Source organism: Acinetobacter sp. 8I-beige, from assembly GCF_902505955.1.
In the GTDB taxonomy this organism is placed as follows: Bacteria; Pseudomonadota; Gammaproteobacteria; order Pseudomonadales; family Moraxellaceae; genus Acinetobacter; species Acinetobacter johnsonii.
The window spans coordinates 1925805-1940815 of record NZ_LR732790.1 but is presented as its reverse complement, the minus strand read 5'-3'; the positions used below and the strand labels follow the sequence as shown (position 1 = coordinate 1940815).

At 41.6% G+C, this 15011-nt stretch carries 14 protein-coding genes and 4 tRNA genes; 9 read left to right on the top strand and 9 right to left on the bottom strand.

Going from position 1 to position 15011, the window contains the following annotated elements; all coding sequences use genetic code 11:
* Positions 1–16: 16 nt before the first annotated feature.
* The gene (gene rnr / locus GVX98_RS09250) at positions 17–2455 is read right to left on the bottom strand and encodes a ribonuclease R (protein ID WP_212749323.1); all 2439 of its coding nucleotides are present in this window, start codon (positions 2453–2455) and stop codon (positions 17–19) included.
* 264 nt (positions 2456–2719) lie between these two features.
* Here rnr and GVX98_RS09245 point away from each other — a divergent pair.
* The 3 genes from GVX98_RS09245 (at position 2720) to GVX98_RS09235 (ending at position 3025) form a co-directional block, all read left to right on the top strand.
* Positions 2720–2809 (top strand) — tRNA-Ser (locus tag GVX98_RS09245).
* A gap of 14 nt (positions 2810–2823) precedes the next feature.
* Positions 2824–2900 (top strand) — tRNA-Arg (locus GVX98_RS09240).
* A 48-nt stretch (positions 2901–2948) separates the two neighbouring features.
* Positions 2949–3025: transfer RNA gene (locus tag GVX98_RS09235), tRNA-Arg, on the top strand.
* 65 nt (positions 3026–3090) lie between these two features.
* Here the strand turns inward: GVX98_RS09235 and GVX98_RS09230 are convergent.
* On the bottom strand, positions 3091–3771 hold the full coding sequence (locus tag GVX98_RS09230; RefSeq protein ID WP_004977864.1) for a hypothetical protein: 681 nt from the start codon (positions 3769–3771) through the stop codon (positions 3091–3093).
* Between the two features lie 245 nt (positions 3772–4016).
* On the opposite strand from GVX98_RS09230, the gene GVX98_RS09225 reads away from it, so the two are divergent.
* The 3 genes from GVX98_RS09225 (at position 4017) to GVX98_RS09215 (ending at position 5548) form a co-directional block, all read left to right on the top strand.
* A tRNA-Arg gene (locus tag GVX98_RS09225) sits at positions 4017–4093 on the top strand.
* Positions 4094–4363: 270 nt separating this feature from the next.
* Complete coding sequence (locus GVX98_RS09220) at positions 4364–4861, top strand: YcxB family protein (protein WP_004691260.1); 498 nt, start codon at positions 4364–4366, stop codon at positions 4859–4861.
* A gap of 42 nt (positions 4862–4903) precedes the next feature.
* Entirely contained in the window at positions 4904–5548 is a 645-nt protein-coding gene (locus tag GVX98_RS09215; protein WP_159127874.1) for a fumarylacetoacetate hydrolase family protein, read from the top strand.
* A 59-nt stretch (positions 5549–5607) separates the two neighbouring features.
* Here the strand turns inward: GVX98_RS09215 and GVX98_RS09210 are convergent, their stop codons facing one another.
* Entirely contained in the window at positions 5608–6414 is an 807-nt protein-coding gene (locus GVX98_RS09210) for a helix-turn-helix domain-containing protein (RefSeq protein ID WP_159127873.1), read from the bottom strand.
* A gap of 104 nt (positions 6415–6518) precedes the next feature.
* On the opposite strand from GVX98_RS09210, the gene GVX98_RS09205 reads away from it, so the two are divergent.
* Complete coding sequence (locus GVX98_RS09205) at positions 6519–7454, top strand: DMT family transporter (RefSeq protein ID WP_159127872.1); 936 nt, start codon at positions 6519–6521, stop codon at positions 7452–7454.
* A 91-nt stretch (positions 7455–7545) separates the two neighbouring features.
* On the opposite strand, the gene GVX98_RS09200 is transcribed toward GVX98_RS09205, so the two are convergent.
* Positions 7546–8796: a YihY family inner membrane protein gene (locus tag GVX98_RS09200; RefSeq protein WP_159127871.1), complete on the bottom strand. Its 1251-nt coding sequence runs from the start codon at positions 8794–8796 to the stop codon at positions 7546–7548.
* A 115-nt stretch (positions 8797–8911) separates the two neighbouring features.
* On the opposite strand from GVX98_RS09200, the gene wrbA reads away from it, so the two are divergent.
* Positions 8912–9505 (top strand): NAD(P)H:quinone oxidoreductase, encoded by a 594-nt coding sequence (gene wrbA / locus GVX98_RS09195; protein ID WP_159127870.1) that lies wholly within the window; start codon positions 8912–8914, stop codon positions 9503–9505.
* 43 nt (positions 9506–9548) lie between these two features.
* Here wrbA and GVX98_RS09190 read toward each other — a convergent pair whose 3' ends face one another.
* From GVX98_RS09190 to GVX98_RS09170, 5 genes are all read right to left on the bottom strand, one after another.
* Positions 9549–9923: a hypothetical protein gene (locus GVX98_RS09190; RefSeq protein ID WP_029575121.1), complete on the bottom strand. Its 375-nt coding sequence runs from the start codon at positions 9921–9923 to the stop codon at positions 9549–9551.
* 212 nt (positions 9924–10135) lie between these two features.
* Positions 10136–11188 (bottom strand): sensor domain-containing diguanylate cyclase, encoded by a 1053-nt coding sequence (locus tag GVX98_RS09185; RefSeq protein WP_228716281.1) that lies wholly within the window; start codon positions 11186–11188, stop codon positions 10136–10138.
* 277 nt (positions 11189–11465) lie between these two features.
* On the bottom strand, positions 11466–12041 hold the full coding sequence (locus GVX98_RS09180; RefSeq protein ID WP_004691243.1) for a xanthine phosphoribosyltransferase: 576 nt from the start codon (positions 12039–12041) through the stop codon (positions 11466–11468).
* A gap of 90 nt (positions 12042–12131) precedes the next feature.
* Entirely contained in the window at positions 12132–12842 is a 711-nt protein-coding gene (locus tag GVX98_RS09175) for a DUF3108 domain-containing protein (protein WP_004691241.1), read from the bottom strand.
* A gap of 155 nt (positions 12843–12997) precedes the next feature.
* The gene (locus tag GVX98_RS09170; RefSeq protein WP_004977854.1) at positions 12998–13675 is read right to left on the bottom strand and encodes a hypothetical protein; all 678 of its coding nucleotides are present in this window, start codon (positions 13673–13675) and stop codon (positions 12998–13000) included.
* Between the two features lie 260 nt (positions 13676–13935).
* Between GVX98_RS09170 and GVX98_RS09165 the strand changes: the two genes are divergently transcribed.
* Positions 13936–14793, top strand: coding sequence for an energy transducer TonB (locus tag GVX98_RS09165; protein ID WP_004977853.1), 858 nt, complete (start codon positions 13936–13938; stop codon positions 14791–14793).
* Positions 14794–15011: the final 218 nt, after the last annotated feature.

The following is a 15011-nucleotide window of genomic DNA, read 5'->3' as shown; positions in this document are numbered from 1 at the left end:
GCACCTTTTTCATCATTTACTCAGTTTTCGCTTTTGCGTTTGATTTTTTCTTTTTAAGTTTAGCCTTTTTCTTCACTTTATCTTTAACCTTTGTTTCAGACTTTGATGAAGATTTTTTACCAGGCTTTTTGCTGTAGGAGCTAGGTTGGGATTTATCTTTTTTGCGTCGTATGGGCTGGTCTCCGCTGTTACTGGGAGAGGCGTTTGTCGACTCGCTGAAGACTTCTTCTTTACTTTCGCTTCGTGCTGTTTTGGCTTTACCAACACGGGGTGCTCGACTACGTATGGGCCGACCACCATGTGAGAGTTGCTGCAATAATTCAAAATCAATTTTGCGATCTTCTAAATTCACTGCTGCAACTTTGATTTTCACTTCATCGCCCAAGCTAAAGCTTTGACCGCGTGCCTGCCCAATCAAGCTCTGACTTGGTTGGTCATAGACAAAGTAGTCATCGCCTAGTTGGCTGACATGGATCATGCCGTCAACATATAAGTCTTTGAGCGTGACAAATAGACCAAATTCCGCTACGGCAGAAATGGTGCCGACAAACTCTTCACCTAAATGTTGCTGCATATAATGACATTTCAACCATGTGGTGACAGAGCGAGACGCTTCATCTGCACGACGCTCAGTCGCTGAGAAATGTTGACCAGCATCATCCAAAGCAGCCCCTGAAAGAGGTGCAGGTTTATGTTTTAACTTGGCTTTAATCGCACGGTGTAACAACAAGTCTGGGTAGCGACGAATTGGGGAAGTGAAGTGCGTATAGGCTTCATATGCCAAACCAAAGTGACCTGCGTTATTCGCACCATAGTAGGCTTGCATCATTGAACGTAACAGCACGGCATGGATACTTGGAGCATCAATACGATCTTTGGTTGCATCAATCACGGCTTGGTAGTCTTTCTGAGTCGGCTGTTCTGGGAACGGTAGACCGAGCAGTTTGACAAAATCGCGTACTTTTTGAATACGTGAAAACTCAGGTGGTTCATGAATACGGTATAACATTGGCACATCATGTTGTAGCGCATATTCAGCCGCTGCCACGTTTGCCAATAACATACATTCTTCAATCAGTTTATGCGCATCATTACGCGTACGCGGTAAAATTTCCTTAATGCCGCCCAGTTCATCAAAGGTCATGTAGGTTTCAACGGTTTCAAATTCCATAGCATGACGTTCTGCACGTAAACCTTTGAGGACTTGATAAAGTTGGAACAGGGTGTTTAAGGATTTGCGTACATCACGGTCTTCTGGGATGGCACTGCTGTCACCTTCAAAGTATTGAGCAACGTTGGTATAGGTTAAACGTGCTTTTGAGTGCATCACAGATGGGTAGAACTCAAACTTGGTGACGCGACCGGCACGTGACAGGTTTAAATCACAGACCATACACAGACGGTCTACATGTGGATTGAGTGAGCATAAGCCATTCGAAAGAGCTTCAGGCAACATCGGTAAAACAAAGTGCGGGAAATACACTGATGTACCCCGTTCTTGGGCTTCATCATCCAGTGGTTTGCCTGAACGGACATAGTGACTGACATCTGCAATGGCCACCACCACACGGTAACCGCCGCCTGGACGTTTTTCTGCATAGACTGCATCATCAAAGTCGCGTGCATCTTCACCATCAATAGTGACTAAGGCTAAATCTCGTAGGTCAATACGACCTTCACGGTCCTGCGCTGAAGGCTCTTTAAAGCTTTCTGCTTCTTTAATCACTTCTTCTGGGAATTCATACGGCAAACCAAACTCTAAAATGGTTTGGGGAATAATAATTTCAGTATCGGCCTTGTCTGCCATCGATTGCACAATATGACCTGTCGCCAACTCATCTTTGGTTGGGTAGTCATCAATTGCAACACGAACCGAATCGCCCACTTTGACTTGTGCGTGTTCGATTAACTCTTTTTCTAAAGTAATCGGTTGGTGCGCATTGGGATTTGCTGGTTGAATAAAGTATTCACCGTCATGTATCGATACTTTACCAATGATTTGCTTCACACGGTGTTGCACCACTTCGGTAATAAAGCCCCAAGCTTTACCTTTGCGGTCTACTGAGGTTTGACGCACTTTAACACGGTCACCATTAAACACTTGGCGCAGTTCGCGTTCAGGTAGAAGTAAGTCTTCATGCCCTGCAATATTCGCCGTGCCAAAGCCTTTACTGTTGATGTAAACCGTTGCTTCATGTTCAGGTTGCTCTTCGGCAATTTGAAACTTGAAGCCATCTTTCATCAGTTGACCATCACGAACCATCGCAATCAGACGATGGCTGAGCGCTTCAATGCTTTTTTGGTCTGCAATTTCAAAAATTTCGACCAAGTCCGCATGCGATAAAGCCGTCTTTTTTTCTTCGATGGTTTCTAAAATGAGCGTGCGGCTCGGAATAGGGTTGTCATAACGTTCAGCTTCAGCTTTTGCTTCAGGATCGACCCAATTTTTCATAATGTCTTTGGCTGTATGTCAGTAGATAGGATTAGCATAAGTCATGCGAAGACAGACTGCACGCAAATGATTGCAATATTGTGTTTTATGTCGGCAATTTAGAATATCTGCTGTTTTATTCAACATGCAGATGTAGAGAAAAGAATAAATTCGGCTGAATCCGCTCTAAATTGTTTAAAAAGTATTTAATTGAACAGAAATATGCAAAAAATTGAGTGTCTGTGCTTGCAGTGCTAGCATGAAGTTTGTATTATGGCCGCACGTTACGGTGAGATGGGTGAGTGGCTGAAACCACATCCCTGCTAAGGATGCGTACGGGTAACTGTACCGAGGGTTCGAATCCCTCTCTCACCGCCAACTTTACTTATGTCGCGCTCATAGCTCAGCTGGATAGAGCACTTGGCTACGAACTAAGGGGTCGGGAGTTCGAATCTCTCTGAGCGCACCAATAAGTAAATTGTATGTAACGTATCGCCTGAATTGGCACACAAGTAATGCGCTCATAGCTCAGCTGGATAGAGCACTTGGCTACGAACTAAGGGGTCGGGAGTTCGAATCTCTCTGAGCGCACCAACTTGAACAATCAACCGCACATGTTGCGGTTTTTTTGTGTCTGATCGTTTTATATTTGAAAAATATTAATTTTTCAAGAATGTAATTAATGTGATTGCAATTAAATAGCAATAACACATACAGATTGCGATAATAATAGTTTTATTGATCTTTTTTTGCATTTTAATATTTTGAGGAATACTATCGGAAATCTGAAAAGATGCCACGGATCCGAAGAATAAATAACTTATAAATATGAGTATGAGTGAAATCCATAAACTATTTTTTTTATTAGAAATAGAATTTTGATCATCTGGAGGTGTAGTTAAATAATTAAATGTTTGTTGGCGATTATTTTGATCTATGAAAACGATGTCTTTTAAATGTAGTGAAGTATATCGCCCTGTCTGTTTATGTATTTGAGCGTAAAAAAGTACACTTTCAACTTTTATTTCAGATGAATAAGCTAATTTACAGATATTTTTTAGTTTGTTAGTGCAAAGTTGAGAATAAAATACGTCACCATCCTGGCTTATATATAGGCTTTTACGATTATCTCGAAATTTTGACACGGTAAAAAAATAGTTTGAAGTCATATGCCTTTCAAATACGTGCCATTCGTTTGAGTGTAAGCTTTCAATATATCGAACTTGATTTTTTATTGTTTTAATAGAATAGCCAATGACGATGAGCAGGATAAGTACAGATGCTATTGCTGGTCCAATTTTACTCATGTTTAAAGTTGATTGATCTACTTGATTTGGCATTTGTATCTTAAATTAATTTTATGTAATTCTTCTATTTGATTATAAAGAATCTCATACTAGTTGTGGTTGCTGTTTGTGAATTTGCACTAATTTTTAATGTATTGAGTGAATGTTGTAATTATTTATATATTTTTTAGCGACTTAATCTGATTTATGTACGATTAATAAACATTTGATGGTTTGTTGCTACAAAATGACTTATCAAAATGAAATAAACCATATACAATGCACCCGATCAAGACGTCGCGCTCATAGCTCAGCTGGATAGAGCACTTGGCTACGAACTAAGGGGTCGGGAGTTCGAATCTCTCTGAGCGCACCAACTTGATCAATATTGAAAAAACCGCACATGTTGCGGTTTTTTTGTTCCTGAACTTTCTGTTCAGTAGAAATCCATAGCATGGATAGATTTTTTGCCGTAGTTATTCAGTTGTTTCTTACATCTCAGTTTTATAATGCGGTTCTGATATCGGTATGGCCTCGGCTTAAGTGGATAGCCAGCTAATCAACATCGATCTGCTAAAGTCCTAAAAAAATGACCGATTGTGTTGTAGTATTGAGCACAATATTTTTAGCTATTTGATATGACCCTATGTCAGAGAACAAGCCTGCATTATCGACACGTTATTTCCTCACTTTAGAAGAATCCCAAGATGGCTTTGCCTTAGCGACCTTTGGTAAAAAGCAAATGACGCGTTTTATCACGCCGTTGATTAGTGTCGGGATTATTGTGTGGGGCTTTATGCTCGGCTTTTCAGGTGTCGGTCGCTACTATGTGGCGTTGGGTATATTTTTCTTAGTTTTACAAATTCTCATGCGCTATTGGTTTCTGCCGATGATGTTTAAGCGCCAATTTGTGAAATATCAGTTTGGTAAAAGTGAGCAAGGCATCGATTTATACCAAGATTATGCGGAAATTTATGCCAATGGCCGTAAGCAAGTGGTCCATTATAATGAAGTGCAAAAGTTTGCCAGTGGCAAGCTGACCTATATGCTTGAGCTGAAAAACCGTACTGTGGTGATTGTGCCTAAGCGTGCGTTGGCCGATAGTGCGGATCAAGCAAAATTTGAAAATACTTTCAAAAAATAAGCATTTTGTTCCATAACACCATCAACAAATCAGAGGAAGATCATGAGTACACGTCCATCTAAAATTGTCTGTGTCGGTCGTAGTTATGCAGACCATGCCAAAGAATTAGGCAATGCGATTCCTGATCGTCCCGTTTTATTTATCAAACCACCGAGCAGTTTGCTCAGTTTAGATGAGGGCATCTCTTGGAATCCTGCATGGGGGAGTTGCCATTATGAATGTGAACTGGTTTTACGCATTGACCATCGCCTAAGCAAAGCAGCCGATCCAGCTCAAGCCCTGCAAGCGGTGGGAGCTGTGACTTTAGGTTTGGACTTAACCTTGCGTGACTTACAAGATGACTTAAAAAGCAAAGGCCAGCCTTGGGAACGTGCCAAAGCCTTTGATGGTTCGTGTGTGCTGGCAGACTGGGTTGCTGTTTCCGATGTGGTACAGGACTGGGATGATGTGCATTACAGTTTTCATGTCAATGATGAGCTTCGCCAAGCGGGCAACACCGCACACTTAATTTTTGATATTGGGACCTTGTTGGCCGACATTAGCCAAGTCTTCACTTTGGAAGCAGGCGATGTGGTCATGACAGGTACACCTGTTGGGGTTGCTGCATTACAGGCAGGTGAGCAATTGAAAATGACCCTAAAAGGTAAAAACCAAGACTATTCTTGGAATACCTTTGTTAAAGCTTAATTTACAGGCTTTCAAACCCCATCATTCAAAAAGATCACTTCGGTGATCTTTTTTTAGCGTTATTGGTGGCTATGGTACAGTTTACGGAACTGATCGGGGGTATATACCATCCAGCGTTTAAACATATTAATAAAGGCCGATGCATTGGCATAGCCCAAATCCAGCGCGATACTTTCGACCTTTTTTCCCTCTGTCAGCATGCTCATGGCTTTCATGACTTTTAAGCGCTGTCGCCATTCATTCAAGGACATGCCAAGTTCTTTTTGACTATAACGTGCCAGTGTGCGTTCAGTCATATTGTGCTGTACTGCCAGTTGTTGCAAAGAACTGTTGTCCGCAGGGTGCAGATGTAAAAAATCTAAAATGCTTTTTAGGGTCGGGTGTTCAGAGTGCGGTAAATAGCTACTGACCAATTCTGCATGGTGTAATTGGTCAAGCAAGACATAGAGTAAGCGCATGTGTTCAGGTGCATCATCTGGCAGGCTGTGCTGTCTCAAATGCTTAAATAGTGCCGAGACCAAAGGTGAGCTGAGCATAATACCCGCTTGCTGAGGTAGATGAGTGCATAAGCTTTCATGGATATACAAGGTGCCATGCGAAACATCGGTACGATTTAAGCTGCTATGAGCCACATTGGGGGGGAGCCAAATGCCATAAGGTGGTGGGGTAAGGTAGTCAATCTGGTTAATATTCACTTCCATCACACCATTAAAGGCATATACAAATTCGCCCCATGCATGTCCATGCACGGGATAAACCGACTGCGCGGGGTCTTCACGAAAGCTGATCCACAATAATTTATCAATATGATCATTGGTTGGTAATTGTTTGAGTGGCGCGCTCTTTTTTTGTTGTCGTTGGGGCATGGCTGAAATTGCCTGAATAAGAAGATCTCTTGTCTGTTTTAAATTATATGTTTTATTTCAGACAAATCTATAGTGAGCTTTGATCTTTTTCAGTGGAGCAGGTCGTGAGTAGTCGTCAAGCGCTGGACAGTAAAGCTTCAGGGATTATGTTTGGGCTGTGTATTTTGTGGGGATTACAACAAGTGGTGTTAAAGCTTGCTGCCCCCGATATTTCTGCAGTGATGCAAATTGCGCTTCGCTCAGGTTTATCTGCGTTGATGGTTTACCCCATGATCAAGTTGGCAAAGGGCACATCTTTGTGGGGGCGAGACTACTTACCCGCAGGAATTTTAGTTGGGCTTTTATTTGCAGCAGAATTTTTTCTGGTCGCGCAAGCTTTACGTTTTACCTCAGCGGCGCATACCGTGGTTTTGCTTTATACCGCGCCTATTTTTGTAGCATTGGGTTTGCACTGGAAGCTGCCTTCAGAACGTTTATCACTTATCCAGTGGTTGGGCATTGCATGTGCATTTTTCGGGATCGTGATTGCATTTTTATTTCGCCCTGCAGCTTCGCAAGCAGCCGCAAGTTCTGCACTTTGGGGCGATGCTTTAGCACTCTTGGCAGGGGTATTGTGGGCAGCCACAACTATTGCAGTTCGGTTGACTAAACTAGCAGAAGCACCTGCGACCCAAACTTTGTTTTATCAGCTCTTTATCGCTTTCTTAGTGTTATTGCCTGTGGCTTTTTTCATGGGACAAGCGACGATTCACTGGTCTGTATTATCCGTTACAAGTTTGCTTTTCCATACCGTTGTCGTGTCATTTGCCAGTTATCTGATTTGGTTTTGGCTGTTGAAAAAATATTTGGCATCCCAGTTGGGAGTCTTTTCTTTTTTGACCCCAATCTTTGGGATGTGTTTTGGTGTGGTATTACTCAATGAGCAGCTGGAACTCAACTTTTTGGTGGGAACATGCTTTGTGTTGATGGGGGTAATGGTGGTGAGTTTGCATCATAAAATTAAGCAGTATGTACAAGCATTTAAAATGGCTTTGCAGTAAATACTGAGTCGGTTTGAATCTGTCTTAAACTCAGACTGATTTGAGTTGGATGATAAAAAACGTGTCTTGGACACGTTTTTTATATGAAGTCTTAAGACTTATCATCAAAAATTGTAGACAGTGGAATGGCGAGTTTGGCCGCCAGGTAATCATCCGATTCTACTAACGCTGGGCCAATTTTCTGCATCCAAACATCATCCGGATGGACATTACCCATATCTTTACGCTTTGGTAAAGGGTAAGGAAGTTTGCTGTAAAAACTCCAAAAATCGACTTGAGATAAATTACGTACCAGTACATATTGGTTGTCATCGGTACGTTTGACTAAGTTTTGCTGTTCAAGCATAAACACGTAACTCGGCCAACGCCCCAATTCATCCCGTCCTAATACATCTAAAGCTTCATCATCAGAGACACTGAGTCCTTGCTGTTGCTTTTTATAAAACAGCTCCAGCAAATCTAACAGCATAATGACTGGGTGCCGTTTTTGCTCTTTATGGGAGGTAAATGCGGTCAGTGCATAACTAATTTCGACCCCGATCAGGACAATATTCCACGATAGAAAAATCCATAATAGGAAAATTGGAATCGCGGCAAATGCACCATAGATAATTTCATAACTGGTGAAGTTCGACATAACGAAGCCGAATAAGTTTTTTAGGAGTTCAAACACGACGGCACTAAATAAACCTGCAATCAAAGCTGATTTAATTGGGACACTGCGGTTTGGAATGGTCCAATTCAGAATAAAAAAGCCGACGACGGTTAAGCAGAATGAAATCAGCCACAGGACAAATGCACCATCAAGCTCATAGCCTGCAAAATTATTGCTCAGAACATTGAGCGAAGCCATCGTCGACGAAATGACAAAGGCACTGCCGAGTAGAATGGGGCCCAAAGAAATAATGGTCCAATAGCGCATAAAGCCAATAATGCCACCGCGAGTCTCACGAACGCGCCAAATTCGGTTAAAGACCGTTTCAATACTGGTCAGCATCATGACGGTAGTGACGAATAAAAATAAGATCCCGATAATGGTTAAATTACTGGATTTATCGGTAAACGCATTTAAGGCCTTGTCAAAAGCAATCGTGGTTTTCGGTAAAAAATTACTATAGATCAGTTGTTGTAGTTGCTGCCGTGCAGGTTCAAGTGCTTTAATTGAGGAGATGATCACCAAAAAAACGGTCAGCATCGGAACGACGGCAAACAGGGTGGTATAGGTCAGCGAGCCCGCTTGTTCACGACATCGATCGGCCTCAAAGCGGCGCAGTACAAATAAAACGAACTGAAACCAAGTTTTCTCATAGAAAGGAAGTTTTCTTAAGTACTGTTCTAACATAGGCAAAGTATCTCTTTTGTTTTCTTCATCTTTTCTACATTTTTCACCCTAAGCTTAACCAAAAAATAGGAAAAATACCGTATAGTTTTATTTTTTCTGTCACTGAACTCTATTCATGCAAACCTATGTTTTAGTTTTATATTACAGCAAATACGGCAGTACCCGTGAAATGGCGCATCTGATTGCAAATGGAATTGAAGCCAGTGGTGTTGCAGTTAAAATTCGAACGGTGCCGAATATTGCGGCTGTGGTGAAGGAAGCAGAGCCGAGTATTCCTACAGAAGGCGATATTTATTGTAGTTTAGAGGATTTGGAGAACTGTGCGGGTTTGGCGCTAGGCTCACCAACCCGCTTTGGTAACATGGCCTCTGAAATGAAATATTTCCTCGACCAGACCACAAGTCTTTGGCTCAATGGAGCTTTGCATGGCAAGCCGGCTTGTGTGTTTACCTCGTCAGGTTCGATGCATGGTGGGCAAGAAAGTACTTTATTGACCATGCTGCCACCATTGTTTCATCATGGCATGATGATTTTAGGGTTGAACAATGCCATTCCCGCATTGTCATATACTAAAACAGGTGGAACACCGTATGGCGCTAGCCATGTCAGCGGGGCTCGACATGATCAGAGCTTAAGCCAAGATGAAAAAGTGCTGTGCGAAGCTCAAGGTAAGCGTCTTGGGGAAGTTGTGAAGAAACTACAAGCCTAGAACATTGAGACATGAAAAAAGCCCATCCATGATGGGCTTTTTATTATTGGGCTGGTGTCAGATGCTGTTCTTTGAACTTTGTACCGCACTTGAGACATTTATAGTCAAGAAATACATTTTTATCGACAATCACACCTGCTTTTTTACCAAAACGATGTCCTAAAAAACCACCTGTCACACCAATACTGACTGCACCGACAAAAGTGCCAATAGTACCACCCATAATCACCCCAAGAGGTCCAGCCGCTGCACCGATCGCTGCACCAATAGAGGCCCCAGATGCTGCACCACCGACGGTACCAGCGGTTGCACCTGCCGAACTGAGCAATACGCCCCCAATTTTAGTCAGTTGTTGCTCGTGATTGCGTTTTTCAACCTCACTAGAGCCACATTTTGGGCAGAGAATTGTATTTTCCATAGTCTATTGGCCTATTCGGGTGACCAGTGTTTGAAGCTGGCAGCCGTTTTACGGTGTGGATGACACGTTGCGCAGAACAACCGTGTTTTGTGCTTGAATTTGAAAGATCTAAACAACTGAATCTAGAGTAAATCTTAGTTGAACTTGCAGCAATAATATTTATTAAACTTGTAATTTTCTTGAGTACTTTATGCTGTATTTTTAAATATGGTTTAGTTGGCAAAGTGAATTCGGTTTCGTCCTGCTTGTTTGGCACAGTACAAGGCTTTATCTGCGCGTTTAAAGACATCCTCTGCATCAGCGTCATGTTTACCGACTTCAGCAACCCCTATACTGACCGTGAAACAAAGCACTTCTTGTTCATAATGCACTTCCATGGCTTCAATCGTTGAACAAATACGTTTAAAGACTCGCATGGCTTCATCACCCAAGCAGGCGGGTAAAATAATCGCAAATTCCTCCCCACCAATACGGGCTAGAAAGTCTTCGTCACGCAGTACGCTGCGGATTTTTTTGGTCATCTTTTTAAGCACATGGTCACCTGCGGTATGCCCATAACAGTCATTCAGCTGTTTAAAGTGATCAATATCTAAGATGCCTATCGTAAAGGGCACGCGAGTATGGCTGAAATGCTGCATGGTTTGATTACTTTCTTGCACAAATACTCGACGGTTAAAGGTTCCTGTGAGTTCATCTGTAGACGCTAAGACAGCCATTTCTTGCACTTGTAAATGCAGTTTAATGTTTAAAGCTAACCATGTGGCGAGGCTCTGTAAAAGAATCGCTTGTTGTAGGGTGTAGTGATATTTACGTTGATCTGCCACATTTAAGGTGCCAATACACACGCCATTGTGAATCATGGGCGCATCCATACAGGTGCCCATGCCATGCTCTAAAAGCATTTTACAATCCAGCTCATCCGACTGAGCGAGGTCATCGCAAATGATCAGTTGAGACTGGGCAAAGACTCGTCCGACAAAAGTCTGCCCAATCGGAATTTTAAAATCCATCGGAATCGCATGATTGCCTGAGATCGAATACAGCTTGAGATATTCTTCAGTATCTTGCAAGGTAATACTGGCCCGATCCGCATCAAACACGTGAGAAATCCAGTAAGCAATGGTATCTAGAACAGCTTGCAAGGAGTCTGCTTTACTCAAGTCGTGAATGAAGTCTACAGGGAGTTGGATGGAGTGCGCGCCATCAAAGCCAGATAATTGGCTTGGGGTAAATGATCGTTCAGTTAATTGTTTCTTGTTTATCATTCAATTCGGTATCTCTATAAAATAGTATCCAATTTAGTCTTTGTTTGTTTTGCTCTTAGAAAGTGGACATTACCTTTTAGATTTGATCATGCTATATAAATCGCATTTCTCCAACTTCAATGTGTAATTAAATTGAAAAAAAACGATATATTTTTACTTTAAATTAAAAATAACCTACAGCGCAAATGTGGCATTTACATGTGGATGACCCGCGGGTCATCTGAGTGACAAAAAAAGAGCACCTGAAGTGCTCTTTTTTTGAAGTTAAACGCCGTGATTAGTCTCGAACAAATTCAACAGTGCCATTTGCCAATGACTTTACGCGTGCCAAAGATTCAACGCGGTAGCCTTTTTCAAGCAAAATGTCACGACCAGGTTGGAATGATTTTTCAATCACAATACCCACACCAACAACTTCTGCTTTCGCTTGGTGAATTAAGTCAATCAGACCCAATGCCGCTTGACCATTGGCCAAGAAGTCATCAATCACGAGGGCTTTGTCTGCTGAGCTGATGTGCTTATTTGAAATTGCAATCGTGCTTTCGGTTTGTTTGGTAAACGAAAAGACTTTTGAGCGGTAAAGGTCATCTTTTAAGGTTAAAGATTGGTATTTACGCGCAAAAATAACGGGCACGCCCAGTTCTAAACCTGCCATGATTGCAGGTGCGATACCTGATGCTTCAATCGTGATGATTTTAGTGATGCCTGCATCTTTAAAACGAGCAGCAAATTCTTTACCGATTAATTGCATCATAACCGGATCAATTTGGTGGTTTAAGAAAGCATCAACTTTCAGAACTTCATCAGATAGAACGATACCTTCGCTTAAGATTTTCTGTTCTAGTGCGTACACGGGAGAATCCTCTAGGGGCAGGTGCTTTTTCAAGCAAAAGCGTATTTTAGGAAGCACCTGAAAAAATGCAAGTAAAATTCGTCAAAATGACTAATTGCTTGCACCTTTATAACCCGTTAATAGCAATCCATAGGATGTTTTCTTATCCACATGGCTGACTTTGACTGGAAGGTAGTCCAATTTAGGTGCTAACCAGAAAATGGTTTCGCGGCCAGGTTTGTCATGTTTCATGACCACTTTAATGGTGTCAAAGGTCCCATAATCGGTTTTGATTGACTCAGAACCTTGCTTCACAAATTTACGTGCTTCGACTTCTTTGGCATCGGCCAAATAATAAGTCGATTTTAAACCACCATTTTTGATGTCTTCACGAAGTTGTAATTCAGCATTCAGTTCATCCAGTACGCCAGCTTTCCAAGCGAAAGAACGCGTTTCTTTGTCTTTCTTGGTATTGATGGTTTTTGCCGCTGGATTGAAGTTAATACTCATGGTGTTGTTATGCACCAAAATTTTACTACTACGGCTAAAGCTGCTGGACTGAATTTGTTTACCATTAAAACTAAAGCGACTACTTTCGGTTGCAGAGGCGATACCACCAGCTTTGGCTGCAAAGACATAGTTCCAGTTGTTGCCCGATTTCGATAACGTACGCGTCGCTGAGCCCATGTTTTTGCCATTATAGTTAAATTGATAACTGGCCTGGAATGGACTCATGGCAAAGGTTTGACTTGAGAAACCGACAAAGAGCAAGGTGCTGACACCTGTTGCCATTGCGACTGTTTTCAACATTGATTTAGCCATAAGAAAAAGTTTCCTATTCAGTTGTAGGCACAAATTTTTTGCATAGAAATATTATGCACGTTGATTATGAAGAAAAAATTCGAAACATAGGGCAAACTGTAGTTTTATGTTTCTTTTACCCACCTTAAGTCACATTTTAGTCGCAGCATCCCGAGTTATTTTTGTCGAATTGGCGAGACCGTGCTTTCGTCTAGATTGGGTTCAATCAAGTCATCGATAGAGGTTTGCGAAAACTTATTGAACAATGCCGTTAAGTTGACATTACCGATCACCACCAATTCTGCTTCACGCAATACGGCATGATTGACATGGACTTTACCTAAGGTATCGATAATAGAACGATTTTTTCCTAACCAGCGATTCAGATCCAAATGCAGTAGATCATCTTTGACTTTAATCACATTTAGTTTTTCTAAAATCATGCCTAAGGGGTCTTGGTTCAGGACTTTTTGATAAAAGAATAGGGCACAGCGCACACCCATTTTATGAAATACCGTTGGGTATTCAGCATCCAGCACACTGGTGTCACTGATTTGCTCAAATACGATCAACTGCGTTTTTTTATTTAACTCCATTTGTGCCAGTTTCAAATCTACCGAAAGCGTGAGTTTGAGCCCGTTATAGTCGAGCGTGGCATATAAGCGTAACCAATCATCATGTAAGTCGGCATGCAGGTCTTTCAACATTCTCACGTTGTCGGTCACAAAACGCTGAAAAGTGGCATTTAAAAAGACTTGAGACATTGGAAACTCGCGCTCATCCTCAATAAATCCTTCCGCCTTTTGATAAACTTGGCGTAAACGATTTGAAATGTTGGAAATAAGCGTTTGCATAAGAGGCGTCCTAGCTAATCAACGTGTTTGAGCGATCAGATCTCTGGTCGAAATGTTTGAAAAATACTGCTCATGAACCTTGCAGTTTAGCAAAATTAATTGCACCATTTTCATGATTTTACGAAACAGTGAATCTAAAGGGCACAAGGTCTCATTCTACGCAATAAAATGAAGACTGTGTCTATTTTATACTGCGCGTATGCGCTTTGGGGAACAAGACAAATTGTCGGTTTGGTGTGATGCTTAGAAAAATAAATGTAATGCCTTTGGCTCATGATTGGTGGAAAGACCCAATTTTTACAGCGACCGTCGTACTGGCGGTATTTTTGCATCTCGTGATTTTGACTTTGCAATTTGCGATGCCTCAAGAAAATGATGCGGCAGTGAAAGAAATTGCCGTTACTTTGCGTCCTTCAGATAAAAAAATTGAAAATGCAGATTTTTTAGCGCAGGCCGATCAACAAGGTTCAGGGACCTTTCGTGAGTCACATCGCATGTCGAGTGACATGCCCGCACCGATGCTTGAGCAAAGTACAGGGGAACAGCAGCGCGAGACTTTAGAGCAGATCCAACAAAAACGTGAGCTGAATTTTGAAGAAAAACTGTTGATGACGACTTTAAGCTGGCAAAAACAAGCTGAGGATAATCAGCGCAAAAAAGCCATGGACGAAATGAACAGTCAGTTTCAAGCCAAAGCAGCAATGGTGGCCAGCCTTGAAGCGCAATATTTACAACGCCAACAAAACTTTAGCCGTCAGCAAAAAATTAAAACAGTCGATGGTATTCAAGCCAAGCAAGATATTTCGGCTGCCTATCTTGAAAAGTTCCGTCAGAAAGTCGAGTTTTATGGCAACCGTTACTACCCAGAAGCAGCTAAACAGCAGCGGCTGGCGGGTGAAGTGCGTTTAATGGTGATTCTAAATGCATCAGGAGGTATCCGCGCCATTCGCCTGATTGATAGTTCAGGCCATGAGATGCTCGATGAGGCTGCAAAAGCCTCGGTACGTAAAGCTGCACCATTTGGTGGATTTGATGCCAAAATGAAGGATATTTCTGAGTTACGCATTGTGCGTACATGGCGTTTTGATCCAGCAGAGGCAGAGTTTGAAGTGCACTGAGCTGTGCACTTTTTTACGTAAAATTATTATAATTAATTTAAATTTAATAAAATTTTAAAAAACAACATGTTATTTATTTGTTTTGGTTTTTAATTATTTTAAACAATAAAAAACAACAAATTAGGTTTACTTCTTAAAACTTGAATTGATAATAAAAATAATTATCATTTGCGGTGTATTTTTTGTTAAATATTTTTAAGCATTGAGACATCTTTCTT